Consider the following 14,090-nt stretch of genomic DNA (forward strand, 5'->3'; position numbering starts at 1 on the left):
TGAGATGTCAGGGCGGAAACCGGATTCAATGGTTGGAGGCATCCGCCGCCTTGATCAGATCAGCCCCGATTTCCCCTTCGAACTTCTGCCACACCGGCCGCATCGCTTCGCGCCACAACTGGCGTTGCTCGGGGGTCAGCTCGATGATTTCGCTGGTCTTGGCCTCGACGATCTTCTGCCTGGCCGACTGGTTCAGCGCTTCGGCCTGTTTGTTCACCTCGACGGTGACCTCGACCATGACCTGCTCCAGGGTGCCGCGGATGTCCGGCGGCAGGCCGTTCCAGAACGTGGCATTGGTGATGACCATGTAGTCGATCAGGCCATGGTTGGATTCGGTGAAGTACTTCTGCACTTCGTTGACCTTCTGGCTTTCATAGTTCGACCAGGTGTTCTCGGTGCCATTCACGGTGCCGGTCTGCAAGCCCTGGTACACCTCGGCAAAGCTCATCTTGCGCGGGTTGGCACGGATCGCCTTGAACTGCTCCTCCAGCACGCTGGAGGCCTGCACGCGGAACTTCAGGCCACGGGCGTCCTTGGGTTCATGCAGTGCCTTGTTGGCGGAGAGTTGCTTGAGGCCGTTGTGCCAATAGGCCAGGCCGAGGATGTTTTTGTTCTGCATCGAGGTCAGCAGTTGCTTGCCCTCGGCGGCCTGGAAGCGGTCGACGGCGGCCAGGTCGTTGAACAGGAACGGCAGGTCATAGATCTGCACTTGCCGGGTGTATTGCTCGAACTTGGCCAGGGACGGCGCCAGCATCTGCACGTCGCCCAGCAGCAGGGCTTCCATTTCCTTGCCGTCGCCGAACAGTGACGAGTTGGGGTACACCTCGACCTTGACCTTGCCGGGCAAGCGTTCTTCGGCGAGCTTCTTGAACAGCAACGCGCCCTGGCCCTTGGGGGTGTTTTCAGCGACCACGTGGGCGAACTTGATCACGATCGGGTCCGCCGCCTGGGCCAGGCCCGCGGCAAACAAGGTGGCGGCGCAGAACAGCGCCCGAGAAAGCTTGAGCATGGAAAATCACCTTCTTATTGTTGTGTTGTAGGGCAAGGTGCCTGATATGACGCGTGTAGTGAATTTCGAATTTTTGATACCTGCGTTCGGCCACGCCGAACACCAACCTCAAGAAAAATGCAGTTCCCCCTCCACATTTGATTCGGTTCCGTCAGCTATAACTGTGCGAGCAACCGCTGCGCCCGCAACAACACCGGCGCATCCACCATCTGCCCATCAATCTGGTAAGCCCCCGCCCCATGCGCCCCGGCGTCAACCACCCGCCGTGCCCAGGCCAGGTCGGCGGCGCTGGGCGCCAACGCTTCATGGATCACCGCCACCTGCCTGGGATGGATACACAACGCGCCGGCAAAGCCCATTTCATAGGCATGCCGGATCGAACGGCGCAGGCCTTCAGGATCGTCGATGGCCGGGTGCACGCCATCCAGTGGCGCCACCAGGCCAGCCGCGCGGGAATGCACGATCAGCGCCAGGCGTGCCTGGTCGAGGGCGAACTGCGCGGCCGGGGAGTTGCTGCTCAAGTTGAGGTCCAGCGCCAGGTCCAGGCCGCCGAATGACAGGCGTTCGACCTGCGGCGCCCCCGCGATGTCGGCCACCGCCAGCAAGCCCCGTGCGCTTTCTATAATCGGCCAGATCACTTTGCCCGCAGCGGCGACCACCGCCACCTGGGCCGCGCTTTCCACTTTCGGCAACAGCACACCTGCCACGTTGACGTGGGCTTTGCAGAACGCCACATCTTCAAAATGCTCGGCATGTTCCGGCGCGTTGATGCGCACCCACACCCGGGCCTGCGGGTGACTTTGCAGGAACGCCCCGAGGTTATCCCGCGCCTGGCGCTTGAGCGGCTCTTCCACCGCGTCTTCGAAATCCACGATCACGGCGTCGGCGCCACTGGCCAGCGCCTTGGAAAATCGCTCCGGTCGGCTGCCGGGAACAAACAGCGCAGAGCGCACAAGAGGGTTTGGCATAACGGACTTCCTTATTAGATAACGCCGCGCGCGCGCAGGCTGTCGATGGCATCGCCGGAGTAACCGAGCTGCTCGAGGATGCCCTGGCTGTGCTGCCCCAGCGCCGGTACGGCGTCCATGCGCGGGGTAAACGCCCCGTTGCGCGCCGGCGGCAGCAGCGACGGCAGCGGCCCGGCAGGGCTTGCGACTTCACGCCAACTGTCGCGGGCCTTGAGCTGCGGGTGGTCCCACACGCCTTGCATATCGTTGACGCGGGCGCTGGCGATCTGCGCATCCTCCAGGCGCTGGATCACGGCCTCGGCGTCCAGTTGCGCAAAGCTGTCGACGATGATCTGGCGCAGCGTCTCGCGGTTGGCCGAGCGCTTGAAGTTGGCGCTGAAGCGCTCATCCGTCGCCAGTCCAGGTGTGAGCAGCACCTTGTCGCAGAACGCTGCCCATTCACGCTCGTTCTGCAAACCGAGCATCACCGTGCCGCCGTCGCCGGTGGGAAACGGCCCGTAGGGGTAGATGGTCGAGTGCGCCGCGCCGGCACGCGGGGGTGGAGGCGCACCGTCGAAGGCGTAGTACATCGGATAGCCCATCCACTCCACCAGGCTTTCGAGCATGCTCACGTCGATGCGGCTGCCCTGCCCCGTCTTGCCGCGCAACAGCAGCGCGGAAAGGATGCCGCTGTAGGCGTACATGCCGGCGGAGATGTCGGCGATGGAGCAACCGGCCTTGGCCATCTGCTCGTCACCCGGGCCACCGGTCACCGACAAAAAGCCGCCCTCGCTCTGGATCAGCAGGTCATAGGCTTTCTTTTTCTCGTAGGGCCCGCCTTCGCCATAGCCGGAAATGTCGCAGACGATCAGCCGTGGAAAGCGTGCATGCAGCGCCTCGAACGACAGGCCCATGCGCGCCGCCGCGCCCGGTGCAAGGTTCTGCACCAGCACATCGGCATCCGCCAGCAGGCTGTCGAGGATGGCGTCGGCGTCGTCCTGCTTGAGGTCCAGGGTGAGGCTTTCCTTGGAGCGGTTGGTCCACACGAAATGCGAGGCCAGGCCACGCACGCGCTCATCGTAGCCACGGGCGAAATCACCGGCACCGGGGCGTTCGATCTTGATCACGCGGGCGCCGAGGTCGGCCAGTTGACGGGTGCAAAAGGGCGCGGCGATCGCGTGTTCCAGGCTGACAACGGTGATGCCGTCCAGCGGTCGTGGGTCAGTCATGACAGTTCCTCAGAGCCAGTGGGCCATGGACGCGGCGTTGCGCACATCCCAGACTTTGGCAATCAATGCGGCGGCCTGGGCCGGTGTGCGAGCGTTACTGAACCGGGCGAGGCGCTGGAATTTATCCGCCAGTTCTGCACGGCTCAGGGTGTTGCCCGGGTCGCCCTTGGGCTCGTCGATGGCGCCGTGCAGGGTGCGGCCGTCAACCGTGGTGACGGTGACGCGGCCGAGCCAGCGCTGCGGGTAGGCGCCATCGACCTCGGGGTCGAGGGTCATGCTGACCCTGTCGCGAAAGGCGGCGACGGCGGGATCGGTCAACGCCGATTCATGGAACTCGGTGAGCCCGGCCTTGCCATGCACGGCGATCAACCCCAGCACGGTGCCCATGGAGAACTTGGCCTGATGCACGCTGGTCGGCACGCTTACCCGCCCCAGTACATCGATGGCGCCTTGGTGCACACGGGTTTCCACACGGGCGATATCGACGGCCTCCAGGCCTTCGCGTTGCATCAACGCCAGCAACGCATCGGCGGCCGGATGGGTATGGCGGCACGACGCGTGGAACTTGAACGAGGTCTCCAGCAGCGCCCAACGGCTACCAAGGCCAGCCGATAACTTGCTCGGTTCGGCATCCGTGGACATACCCGCCGCCAGGCCCTGGTCGCCTTCGAGGATATTGCGCGCACCGGTCAGGCCATCCGCCGTCAGGTACGCGGCGAGCAAACCGTCCGCGGCCGCCTTGGCCGTGTGCAGTTGCTTGGAGTCGGCGGCATCGCGCAGGAATTCCCACAGCCCGGCGGCCTGGGTGCCGGCGCTGCCGAGCAGATGGATGAACTGGTCCTGATTGAAATCCAGCAACTTGCCCACCGCCACGGCCGCCGCCAGGGTGCCCACCGTGGCCGTGGTGTGGAAGATGCGGTAGTGGGAGCGCCCCATGAATTCGCCGATGCGGATCCCGGCCTCATAGCCGGCCACCGAGGCCAGCAACACGTCACGGCCGGATTTACCGAGGTCCTGGGCGGCGGCCAAGGCAGCGGGAAACACCACGGTGGCCGGGTGCAGCACCGAGCTGTTGTGCAGGTCATCCTGTTCCACCAGGTGGGACGAGGCGCCGTTGACCAGTGCGGCGAAATACGCGCTGCTGCCGGTGCCATTGACGATCACCTGCGCCGGGCCGCTGCTCGGGCCCATCTTCTGGGCATAGCGCTCGAACAACGGGATCGGGTGCGCGCCCTGGCTGGCCAACGCGGACGCCAGCCAATCCAGGAACAGGTCTTCGGTGCGCGCCAGCACGGGTTCGGGCAACTGCTCGTAGGCCAGGTCGGCCAGGAACCGACACAGGGCTTGGGTATGGCTCATGGGCAGGCCCTCAGAAGCTGCGTGGCAGCTCGAGCAGGTGCTCGGCCACGTAGGACAGGATCAGGTTGGTGGAGATCGGCGCCACCTGGTACAGGCGCGTCTCGCGGAATTTGCGCTCGACGTCGTACTCGCAGGCAAAGCCAAAGCCGCCGTGGGTCTGCAGGCAGGCATTGGCCGCTTCCCAGGACGCCTTGGCCGCCAGGTACTTGGCCATGTTCGCGCTGGCGCCGGCATTCACGCCGCTGTCGTATTCCGCACAGGCGCGCCAGCGCATCAGGTCGGCCGCCTCGACTTCGATATGGGCTTCGGCAATCGGAAACTGCACGCCCTGGTTCTGCCCGATGGGCCGGCCGAACACCACGCGGTCGCGGGCGTAGGCGCTGGCCTTGTCGATAAACCAGCGGCCATCGCCGATGCATTCGGCGGCGATCAGGGTGCGTTCGGCATTGAGGCCGTCGAGGATGTATTTGAAACCCTTGCCCTCTTCGCCGATCAAGCTATCGAGGGGCAGTTCAAGGTTGTCGAAGAACAACTCATTGGTCTCGTGGTTGACCATGTTCGCGATGGGCTGCACGGTCAGGCCGTTGCCGATGGCCTCACGCAGATCGACCAGGAAGATCGACATGCCTTCGGACTTTTTCTTCACCTGTGCCAACGGGGTGGTGCGCGCCAGGAGGATCATCAGGTCGGAATGCTGCACCCGCGAGATCCAGACCTTCTGGCCGTTGATCACGTATTTGTCGCCACGCTTGATCGCGGTGGTCTTGATCTTGGTGGTGTCGGTGCCGGTGGTGGGCTCGGTGACCGCCATGGATTGCAGGCGCAATTCGCCACTGGCGAGCTTGGGCAGGTAGAAGCGTTTTTGCGCCTCGCTGCCGTGACGCAACAGGGTGAACATGTTGTACATCTGCCCGTGCACGGTGCCGGAGTTACCGCCGCAGCGGTTCACCTCCTCGAGGATCACCGAGGCTTCGGCCAGGCCCAGGCCGGAGCCGCCGTACTCCTCGGGAATCATCGCCGACAGCCAGCCGGCGTCGGTCAGCGCCTTGACGAAGGCTTCGGGGAAGCCCTTTTCTTCGTCGATCCGGCGCCAGTAGGCCGCGTCGAATGCGGCGCACAAGGCGCGCACGCCGTCGCGGATGGCATTGAGTGCTTCGTTGTCATTCGGGTTCATCTCACGGCTCTCCGCCTGTTGTTCTTGGCTTATTCGAAATGCACTTCAGCGGTCTGCGCCAGGCCATCGGCATTCCCCGCCCACAACGCCGCCGCCCCGGTTTCACTGATGCGACCGCCCACTGCGAACGGCTGCGGCGCAATCAACGGGCGCACGCCGCGATAGGCAAAGCGCCGCACGCTGGCTTCGGGATGGGCGCGGCAAAACGCGCGCAGGCTCAAGGTCGCGATCAGCGGGCCATGCACCACCAGCCCGGCGTAGCCTTCGGTGCCGGTGACATAGGGGTAGTCGTAGTGAATGCGGTGACCGTTGAAGGTCACGGCGCTGTAGCGAAACAGCAGGGTCGGCGTGGGGTCGATGGTTTCCTGCCACTCGCCCTGGGCCAGGGCCTCGCCGCTGCCCGGCTTGGGCGGCGTCGGCTCGCGGTAGACGATGTCCTGTTCTTCGCGGATCGCCAGGCGACCTTCCTGGGCATAGTCATGGCGCACGGTGACAAACAACAGCGAGCCGCTGCGCCCGGTCTTTTCTTCGACCTGGGTGATGGTCGACACACGGGTTGCCGCCTCGCCGGCCCGCAGCGGGTGCAGGAACTCGATACGCCCACCCGCCCACATGCGATTGCTGTTATCCGCCGGCGGCAGGAAGCCGCCACGGGCCGGGTGGCCGTCGCCGCCCAGGGCGCTTTCCGGCAGCGGGTCCTGGAAGAAGCACCACTGCCACAGCGGCGGCAGGACTGCGCCCTGCTCGGGGACGGCTTCGCCAAAGGTGGCGGCAATGCGTTTGAGCAGGTTATGGCTCAGGTGGTCGTGGGCGGTTTCGCTTCGGCCGATCCAGTCAGTAGCGCTCATCAGGTACAGGTCCTCGGGCAGTGAGTGTCTGCCCCGGATCATGCAAGCGCCGGCCCGTTCTGAGAATTTGCATTTCAATAAACCAGCGTTCGGCTATGCTGAACGCTCTTTCCCCGACATAACACCCGCGCGGCCCAGATCCGTAGATACCGTCTTATCCCGCACCGCGCAATCCCCGTAGCAGCTGTCGAGCCCCGGCGAGGCTGCGTCGGGCGCGCTGTCGATTCAGGACCGAGTCGCGGCCTACGCAGCCTCGCTTGCGCTCGACAGCTGCTACGGGGATTTGGGCGGTGTTGGATAGGACGGTATCTACCGGGTTCATTCATTCATACGGGAGTTTTGCATGCACTTCGACCTGGCCGACCTGCGCCTGTTTATCCATATCGCCGAATCCCCCAGCCTGACCCAGGGCGCCAGGCGCGCGTTCCTCTCGCCGGCCGCCGCGAGTGCGCGGATCAAGGCGCTGGAAGGCCAGCTCGACACGCGCCTGCTGTACCGTGACAGCCGTGGCGTAGAGATCACCCCTGCGGGCGAACGGCTGCTGCACCATGCGCGGTTGATCATGCGCCAGGTGGATTACCTCAAGAGTGAGTTCACCCAATACGGCGTGGATTCCGCCGGGCATATCCGCATCTTCGCCAACACCACGGCGGTCACCGAGTTCCTCCCGGAGGTGCTGGCCGGCTTCCTGTCCCAGCGCCCTGGCGTGACCGTCGACCTGCAGGAGCGCTTGTCCCGCGATATCGTGCGCGGCGTGCTGGATGGCACCAGCGACATGGGCATCATCGCCGGCCCCGTGGAGGCGGCGGGTTTGCAGGTGCTGCACTTCAGCACCGACAAACTGGTGCTGATGGTGCCCGTCGGCCACGCCTTGGCCGATCAAGCCTCGGTCACCCTGGAACAGACCCTGGCCTATCAGCATATCGGCCTGCATGAAGGCAGCACCTTGCTCAGCTTCCTGCGTGAACACGTCGAGCGGTTGGGCAAGCAGTTGTCGCTGCGTATCCAGGTGTCGAGTTTCGAGGCGATTTGCCGGATGGTCGAAGCGGGCGTGGGCATCGGCATCATCCCCGAGTCCGCCGCCGTACGGCACAGCCGCACCATGCAACTGGTGGCGGTGACGCTGGATGAGCCGTGGGCGATTCGCGAGCGCAGTATTCTGGTCAGGGAGCTTGAGGCACTGCCCGGCACCATACGGGCATTGATTGCCACGTTGATGCCGGAAACGGTCAATGCAGGGTGAGGTTGTGCTGGCTGGCGTGGTCGAGGTTGATGTGGCTCAAGCGGCCTTGATCATCGAATAACAGCCAGTCCGTCCCCAGGCGCCGCGCCTGGACTTGCGCTTGTGGCCAGTGCAGGCTGACGCAGAGCCGGTCGCTGGCGCGATGAATGAAATGCCAACGGGTCGCCTCTTCCTCCACGCCATAGCGAATCAGCAGCCAGTCCTCGAACAGGAATGGCCAGACCGTTTGATCCCACTCCTCCTCCCGCAGGTTGCCGGGCAAACGATAGCCCTTGCGCGCCCCACCCTGCTTCAGGACGAGGACCGGCGGCCCTTCGCTGTCGTACTTGATCAAGTATTGCGCCGCCTGACCGGTTGCACTGGGTAGCCCGAAATCCGCTTCTATGACATCGATTCCAGGGTCGCGACTGATCAAGCGACGCTCCGGCAAACGATAATGCCAGAGCGCCAGGATCCCGCCCATTTCCAACAGCCACAGGTATTCGTTGTGCTGATCCGTCTCGAGGGCATGCACCCGTGCCGGTAGATCGCCCACGTGCCATAACGTTTCAAACTCACGATCGACGTCCACCACCCTCAGTTCCCGGTCACGGCCGACGGTCCAGGCAGTGCCGTCAAACACCTTGGCAAATACGTCCAGCGCCAAGACACCAAGGTCCGTGGCCGTGCGGCTTACCAGGTCCAGCTTGCTGATACGCCACAGCCGGTCTCGACGCGTCAGCGCCAAGGCCACTTGGCGGCTGTGGCCGATGACAATCTGCTGCGCCGGCACCGCAAAATGAAACAGCGTCTTGCCCTGCGCATCCACCACCAGCGCGCCGGCCTCGCCCAGCCCCAACAGGTAACGCTCATCGTGCAGGGGCACGGCATCCAGGATCGGCCGATTGCCCGACGCCGGTGCGGACCACTCCAGCGTGCTGCCCACGCGGTCCAGCGACACAACGGCTGGACGTTTCAGCGCCTGGCCCGGCAAGTCCGCCTGAAGCAATTTATCCCGACTCATTTTGACCAGCGCCTGCAACTGATTGAAGTTCAGACGCCCGTGCCCACTGAACTGGTCGGCAAGAATCGCGTGCACGGTAGCGCCTGCCAGCCAGGCCAGGGCCGAGGATTGGGCTTTATGTTCCAGCAATGCCTCGGCCAGGGCGGCGCGCTCGCTGCCGCGCGCGGGGTCGTCACGCACGTCTTCGACCCATTCGCCGTACGCCTCCAGGGTGTCCGGCAGCAGGATGGCGCGCTTGACCAACGCGCCAATGGCCAAGCGCCCACCGGCCGATTCGGCATTGAGCAGCCATTGCGCGGCGCGTGGGCGTTCAGCCGGCAGGCTCCAGATCACATCGACCGCTTGCAGCCACAACCCCTTGGCGATCAACGCTTCGGCCCACTCCAGGCGCAGGCGGTCGGCGGTTTCCGGTGATTTGGCCTGGAGCATCAGCACCGCATCGCCGAAGGCATCGTCACGGCGCGCCACCAGCAAGGCGCGCTGCCAGTTCTCGGCCAGGCACAACAGGCGTACGATCACCCCAGGTGGCATATCCCAGGCCAGGGCGAGGTCGGCGGCTTGTTGATAGCGCGCGTGTTTTTCCAGGTAATCGAGGGCCTGCTGACGCTCCTTGAGCAACTCGGCGAGGATAAACACCGCTTCTTCAATGCGCCCGGCGCGGTCCAGGCGCTCATAGCTCTGGCGGTAGACCTGGCGCAGGTGCTCGGTCATCCCCTCTTCGAAGAACATCGAACGGCTTGCCCCGTTTTGCCGGTCCAGGGCCAGGTCCTGGCGGCGTTGGGGGGTTCCAAAGCTCTGCTCGTCACCGGACTGCTCACCCTTCAAGGGAATGGCATGGCGCAAGGCTTCTTCGAAATTGCCGTCCTCGAACATCTCGAGCATCCGCCGCACATAAGCAGCCTGACGCTTGCCATACAACGTGGACAAGCGCGAATGCAGGGTCAGGCGGGTCAGCCAGCGGCGCCACGCAGCGGGTTTGTGCCGGCGCGGTTCGCTGCGCGCAGCGATGCCAGGGGCGACCGGTGCTGTTGGCGTGCCGGAGACTGGCGTGCGCCCACGCCGCAGGGCTCGGTTCAGGCCCCATAAAAAGCCGGTCAAGAACAGCCCACCGACCAACGTCACGCCGACCACCGCAAAAACCTGGTCGCTGCTCAGCGTTGGCATGGGTGTCAAGGGCGCGTGCTGACCCTGGTTGGCCATCCACAGCACAGCAGTCACCAGCGCCAAGGTCGCGCCAAGCTTGAGTGCCGGGAACGAGGCTGGCTCGCGTGAGTCCCACTCGCCGTTGCCAGCCGCGGTCGCTTTGGCCGGCGGGCTCTTCGGCGCATGGCGCTGACGTTCGATCAGCGCCTGCATCACCCCTTCCCGCTCCGGGCTGACGGGCCCCAGTGCCCCGCCGAGAATCTCACGCACATCGGTGACCCGCAGCGGCGGCACCGGTTCCAGTACCGGTGCATGGCAGTCGAAGGTATCCAACAGTGTGCAGGCGCTGATATCCAGCCACTGCCCAGGCGCCAGCAACTGCGCATCGCGCAACTGCAAGGCCTGCACCTGGCTGCCACGCACCAGCCACAGGTCGGCAGCCGGCAAGGCCCGCAGCTCCTGCGGGTCGAGCAGCGCGGAGGACAAACCACGGCCCTGGCGCACCAGCGGCCAACCGACCAGGGTTTCGCACAACACCGATTCAGGCCGCGCGAACTGCAACACATCGCCGTCGGCAAAGCGGTAGGCACGGGCGCCGGGCTGCCAGTATTCGAGGATCAAGCCGGCGCGCTCGTGCAAATCCAAGCGGTCGCTGGAAAACCACAGCCCATCAATGTGTTGATGCCCCGTCAGCAGCGGGCGCCTGATCAGCATTGCGTCCTGTTCAAGCATGCTCACGCTCATGGGTTAACAACGCGACCTGGTTACACAGCACTTGCAGGCGCATGGCACGCTCGGGCACCGAATACACCAACAGTTCACGGGCGCTGGTGATAACGGCAACCAGGCCACTCATCGGGCAGAACGTTGCCCGCGCAATCGCTGCCGAGGTGGTGAACAGCACACGCTGCTGCCCTTCGATATACAAACCGACGGTGTGCTGGTTCGGGCCCAGCAGTACCAGCGCGTGCAGTTCCTGGGGGCCAACCTCATGGTGCAGGCCGATGGCCTTCCAGCCGGGGGCCAGGTCGATCTGGGCTTTTTTCGAGGGGAAGCTGTCGTGGGTGACCACGCGCCAACGTTGGCTGCCAAGATTATCGGCCAGCAGTGCACAGCCGCCAAAGTACTGCCGCCAATAGGCGGTGCCTGCAAACAGCACCTGGCTCACGCCATTGGCCGCACCCACCGCGTAACCACCGGACCTCAGCCCATCGCCCGTAGCCGCATACACGACGACTTGCCCGCCTTCACTGCGGGCGTAGGCCAGGGTCAAGGTGTCGACCTGGGCCAGGTCGATGACATTGTCGGTGATCTCGCAGCCCTCACGCGCCGGAGCGCGGAGCACCGCGCCTTGCCAGCAGGCGAGCCGGCCCTTGCTGTCCAGCAGGTAGAGCCGTTCGCTTTTCTGACTGCGCAACCACACCGAGGGCAGGAACGTCGCGGTGCCTGGAGGAAGGTGCAGTCGTTCGGCGGGTGGTTTGTCGATCGGGGCAATGCCCGGTATGTTCCAGAAGTTCAAGGTGTTGTCACTGCTGAGCACCGCGCCCAGGCTGCGGTAGTGAAAGCTCATACTCAGCGCGCGTTGGTGGCCTGACCACAGGCGCCGACGCACCTCGAGGGATTTTTTCTGGTTCCTCGACGGCAGCTTGATCACCACCATTCCGGTTTCATCCAGCATGCGCAGGGCGACATGGCTGCCGGAGCCTGAGATCACCGGCGGCAAGGTCAGGACCACGCGCGGCACCACACCAGTCTTGGTGGCGGGCGGTGCCTTGACCTCGTGATCGAACTGCCCTTTGAGCAATTGCACCGCGTGCTGCGCCTGCGGCATCGGCAGCAACACCCGTCGCGTCTGGCCTGCCTGCAACTCAAACGACAGGCTACGCCCATCCAGGCTGCGCTTGACCTGGACCCGGTGGCTGCAATGCCTGGCGTCGGCGACCGGCAAGCGTTGCCCGACCATCCAGCATTCACCCACAGGACGATCCTGCGCGGCCATCCAGTCGCGCCAGGCATACCAATGGCTGTCGCTCACCCCTTCATAGGTGCGGGCGTTAAGCAGACGCTTGATCTGTGCCGGCGAATCCAGTTCATGCAACACCGGCGGGCCTTGCAGCAGCCCCCAACGCAGCTCGGCGCCCGCCTCTTCGGCACGCCGCGCCAACAGCATCAGCAATGCGATATGCACCAGGCGTGCGGCCCCCAACTGCAAGGGACCGGCGTCGAACAGCACCACCATCAGGCGGTTGGCCTCACGGGCACGGTACTGGGGCGTGAGGAACATATGCTCGCCCCCCACCGCACGGCGGAGAAACTCATCGGGTACCTCCTCTGCCAGCAACCATTCACTGGAGAGCAGACGCTCATAGGGGCCACGGCGTTGCAGGTCGCCCAGGCCATCAGGCTCCGGCACACCGCCTTGTTGCCTGCCCCGCAGTGGGCCGAGCAGCGGGTTGAGACGGCCCAGCAGATCGGCGAACACTGGCAGGTGCTCGGGCGCAAACCATTCCAGCCACTGCCGCCAGGGTTGCAGGGCATCAGGCAGTTGCATCGGGCATCCCCCAGTGAGCAGCGATTCGCCGCAAATGATCGGGGCTGACGGGCAGCAAGCGATCCAGCGGCACCACGGCCTGCGGTTCACGCCACAGCAATAACGGCGAACGTTTGAAGCGTGCCGCCAGGGCCTGGCCCAGCACATCTACCGCAGCTGTCGGCTCCCAACTGGTGGGCAACCACAGCCCTGGCGCGACATCTCCCGGTGCGGCGTAGGCCACCCCGTCGACCCAGGGCAGGTCAACACCGGCGCCGGTAACCACCAGCACTTCACCGCTGGCCGTGGCTTGCAGTCGCGCAGCCTGTTCGTCCGGCAGCTGTAACAAGCGCGCGTGCAGAAGCCGAGCAGCGTCACCCCAGGCGACAGCGGCCTGCGGCTCGGTCGGTACCTGCCGTGGGCGCCAGGTCCAACGCTGCAACGCTGCACTCATGGCGTGGGCGTCAGCAGTCGCGCCAATTGCCCGCGTACCTGTCGCAACGGCTCAGGCAGGGTCTGGCTGTTGAAGTTGGCGTCAATCTCGCGCAGCAGGCCTTCCAGCGCCGGGCTCGCCGGTGGCTCGGTGCGTGCCAGGTAATCTTCGGCGGTTTCCAACAGGCGATTGAATCGTGACATCGGCTGCAAGGTGGCTTCCTCCACCGCACTGAACAAATGACGGTTACTGGAGGCGGCAAACAGGTCGCGCAGCACTTCACGACCGTGTTGCTGGCTTTCCTGGGTCGGCAGCACGTACAGCAGCGGCCACAGGTCGGCATCGCTGGCTTCCAGGCGCCCGCCCAGCAAGGCAGCCGCTGCGATCAGCCGTTGAGACTTGACGATACGCCGGTCCGATAACTGAATGCCGGCTTCACGCAGGCGGCGGATAGCCTGGGCCAGTAACGGACGTACGGGGTTGAGGTCAACGTTTTTCAGCGCATGGCCAAGGGTGTCCAACTGGGTCAAACCGAGCAACTGCTGCACCGGCCGCTGTTCCGACTGCCAGCCACCCGCGAGCATGGCCTCCAACTGGTTATCCGGCACCGACTCGACAAACAGGTGCAACAGGAAACGATCCCCGAACGCCGCCAGCGCTTCGTCGTCCGGCAGGCCGTTGGCAGCACCGACACACACGCGCAGCGGGCATTGGATCTGGGTGTGTCCACGGCGAAAGCGGCGCTCGTTAAGCACGCCCAGCAGGGTGTTGAGGATGGCGGTCGAACCGAGGAAGACCTCATCGAGAAAGACGATATCGGCTTCCGGCAGCATGCCGCTGACGTCGGTTTCGACGGTGCCTTCGCGCAGTTTCTTCAAGTCCACCGCACCGAACAATTCCGAGGGTTCGGTAAAGCGCCCCAGCAGGTATTCGAAATAACGCCCGCCCATGGACTGCGCCACACGCCGCACCACGGCACTCTTGGCGGTGCCAGGTGGCCCGATGACCAGGATGTGCTCCTGAGCCACGGCGGCCAATACAATCAGCTCGGCCAGTTGCTCACGCCCGACCAGGCCTTCGGTGGCCGCACGCACGGCATGGCGAATTTGCGCGGCAGCGCTGTGCAACTCAGCAATCATGGGTGTCTTCCCTGAAACCAAAGCAAGGAATCT

Annotated in this window: 11 protein-coding genes; 1 reads left to right on the top strand and 10 read right to left on the bottom strand. The window is 64.6% G+C overall.

The window, feature by feature from the left end; genetic code table 11:
• Positions 1-25 precede the first annotated feature (25 nt).
• The 6 genes from BLW22_RS15420 to BLW22_RS15445 all read right to left on the bottom strand — a co-directional run bounded on the left by BLW22_RS15420 (position 26) and on the right by BLW22_RS15445 (position 6,566).
• Positions 26-1,009, bottom strand: a complete 984-nt coding sequence (locus BLW22_RS15420) for a TRAP transporter substrate-binding protein (RefSeq protein ID WP_074846964.1) — start codon at positions 1,007-1,009, stop codon at positions 26-28.
• A 155-nt stretch (positions 1,010-1,164) separates the two neighbouring features.
• Positions 1,165-1,977: an HpcH/HpaI aldolase/citrate lyase family protein gene (locus BLW22_RS15425; protein WP_074846965.1), complete on the bottom strand. Its 813-nt coding sequence runs from the start codon at positions 1,975-1,977 to the stop codon at positions 1,165-1,167.
• Positions 1,978-1,991: 14 nt separating this feature from the next.
• On the bottom strand, positions 1,992-3,185 hold the full coding sequence (locus BLW22_RS15430; RefSeq protein WP_074846966.1) for a CaiB/BaiF CoA transferase family protein: 1,194 nt from the start codon (positions 3,183-3,185) through the stop codon (positions 1,992-1,994).
• A 9-nt stretch (positions 3,186-3,194) separates the two neighbouring features.
• Positions 3,195-4,544: an MmgE/PrpD family protein gene (locus BLW22_RS15435; protein ID WP_065928019.1), complete on the bottom strand. Its 1,350-nt coding sequence runs from the start codon at positions 4,542-4,544 to the stop codon at positions 3,195-3,197.
• 10 nt (positions 4,545-4,554) lie between these two features.
• Positions 4,555-5,718 carry an acyl-CoA dehydrogenase family protein gene (locus BLW22_RS15440; RefSeq protein WP_065928018.1) on the bottom strand — a complete coding sequence of 388 codons (1,164 nt, stop codon included), beginning with the start codon at positions 5,716-5,718 and terminating at the stop codon, positions 4,555-4,557.
• 29 nt (positions 5,719-5,747) lie between these two features.
• A complete protein-coding gene (locus tag BLW22_RS15445) occupies positions 5,748-6,566 on the bottom strand; it encodes an HTD2 family dehydratase (protein WP_074848176.1) in 819 nt (272 codons plus the stop codon).
• Positions 6,567-6,909: 343 nt separating this feature from the next.
• On the opposite strand from BLW22_RS15445, the gene BLW22_RS15450 reads away from it, so the two are divergent.
• A complete protein-coding gene (locus BLW22_RS15450) occupies positions 6,910-7,809 on the top strand; it encodes a LysR family transcriptional regulator (RefSeq protein WP_065928017.1) in 900 nt (299 codons plus the stop codon).
• On the opposite strand, the gene BLW22_RS15455 is transcribed toward BLW22_RS15450, so the two are convergent.
• From BLW22_RS15455 to BLW22_RS15470, 4 genes are read right to left on the bottom strand one after another with little or no spacing between them, the layout of a single operon-like run.
• Positions 7,796-10,687, bottom strand: a complete 2,892-nt coding sequence (locus tag BLW22_RS15455; protein WP_074846967.1) for a bpX6 domain-containing protein — start codon at positions 10,685-10,687, stop codon at positions 7,796-7,798. The two genes, BLW22_RS15450 and BLW22_RS15455, sit on opposite strands and share 14 nt — an antisense overlap.
• Positions 10,680-12,506, bottom strand: a complete 1,827-nt coding sequence (locus BLW22_RS15460; RefSeq protein ID WP_074846968.1) for a hypothetical protein — start codon at positions 12,504-12,506, stop codon at positions 10,680-10,682. The genes BLW22_RS15455 and BLW22_RS15460 overlap by 8 nt, the downstream gene beginning before the upstream one ends.
• A complete protein-coding gene (locus BLW22_RS15465) occupies positions 12,493-12,939 on the bottom strand; it encodes a bpX5 domain-containing protein (protein ID WP_027608539.1) in 447 nt (148 codons plus the stop codon). Before BLW22_RS15465 ends, BLW22_RS15460 begins: the two co-directional genes overlap by 14 nt.
• A complete protein-coding gene (locus BLW22_RS15470) occupies positions 12,936-14,057 on the bottom strand; it encodes an AAA family ATPase (RefSeq protein ID WP_074846969.1) in 1,122 nt (373 codons plus the stop codon). The genes BLW22_RS15465 and BLW22_RS15470 overlap by 4 nt, the downstream gene beginning before the upstream one ends.
• Positions 14,058-14,090 lie beyond the last annotated feature (33 nt).

It is taken from the genome of Pseudomonas marginalis (assembly GCF_900105325.1).
Taxonomy (GTDB): domain Bacteria; phylum Pseudomonadota; class Gammaproteobacteria; order Pseudomonadales; family Pseudomonadaceae; genus Aquipseudomonas; species Aquipseudomonas marginalis.

Bases quoted from the DNA above. Each gene is read 5' to 3' on its own strand.
- BLW22_RS15430 (WP_074846966.1), bottom strand. From the start codon at position 3,185: ATGACTGACCCACGACCGCTGGACGGCATCACCGTTGTCAGCCTGGAA.
- BLW22_RS15465 (WP_027608539.1), bottom strand. From the start codon at position 12,939: ATGAGTGCAGCGTTGCAGCGTTGGACCTGGCGCCCACGGCAGGTACCG.
- BLW22_RS15455 (WP_074846967.1), bottom strand. From the start codon at position 10,687: ATGCTTGAACAGGACGCAATGCTGATCAGGCGCCCGCTGCTGACGGGG.
- BLW22_RS15435 (WP_065928019.1), bottom strand. From the start codon at position 4,544: ATGAGCCATACCCAAGCCCTGTGTCGGTTCCTGGCCGACCTGGCCTAC.
- BLW22_RS15440 (WP_065928018.1), bottom strand. From the start codon at position 5,718: ATGAACCCGAATGACAACGAAGCACTCAATGCCATCCGCGACGGCGTG.
- BLW22_RS15425 (WP_074846965.1), bottom strand. From the start codon at position 1,977: ATGCCAAACCCTCTTGTGCGCTCTGCGCTGTTTGTTCCCGGCAGCCGA.
- BLW22_RS15470 (WP_074846969.1), bottom strand. From the start codon at position 14,057: ATGATTGCTGAGTTGCACAGCGCTGCCGCGCAAATTCGCCATGCCGTG.
- BLW22_RS15420 (WP_074846964.1), bottom strand. From the start codon at position 1,009: ATGCTCAAGCTTTCTCGGGCGCTGTTCTGCGCCGCCACCTTGTTTGCC.
- BLW22_RS15460 (WP_074846968.1), bottom strand. From the start codon at position 12,506: ATGCAACTGCCTGATGCCCTGCAACCCTGGCGGCAGTGGCTGGAATGG.
- BLW22_RS15445 (WP_074848176.1), bottom strand. From the start codon at position 6,566: ATGAGCGCTACTGACTGGATCGGCCGAAGCGAAACCGCCCACGACCAC.
- BLW22_RS15450 (WP_065928017.1), top strand. From the start codon at position 6,910: ATGCACTTCGACCTGGCCGACCTGCGCCTGTTTATCCATATCGCCGAA.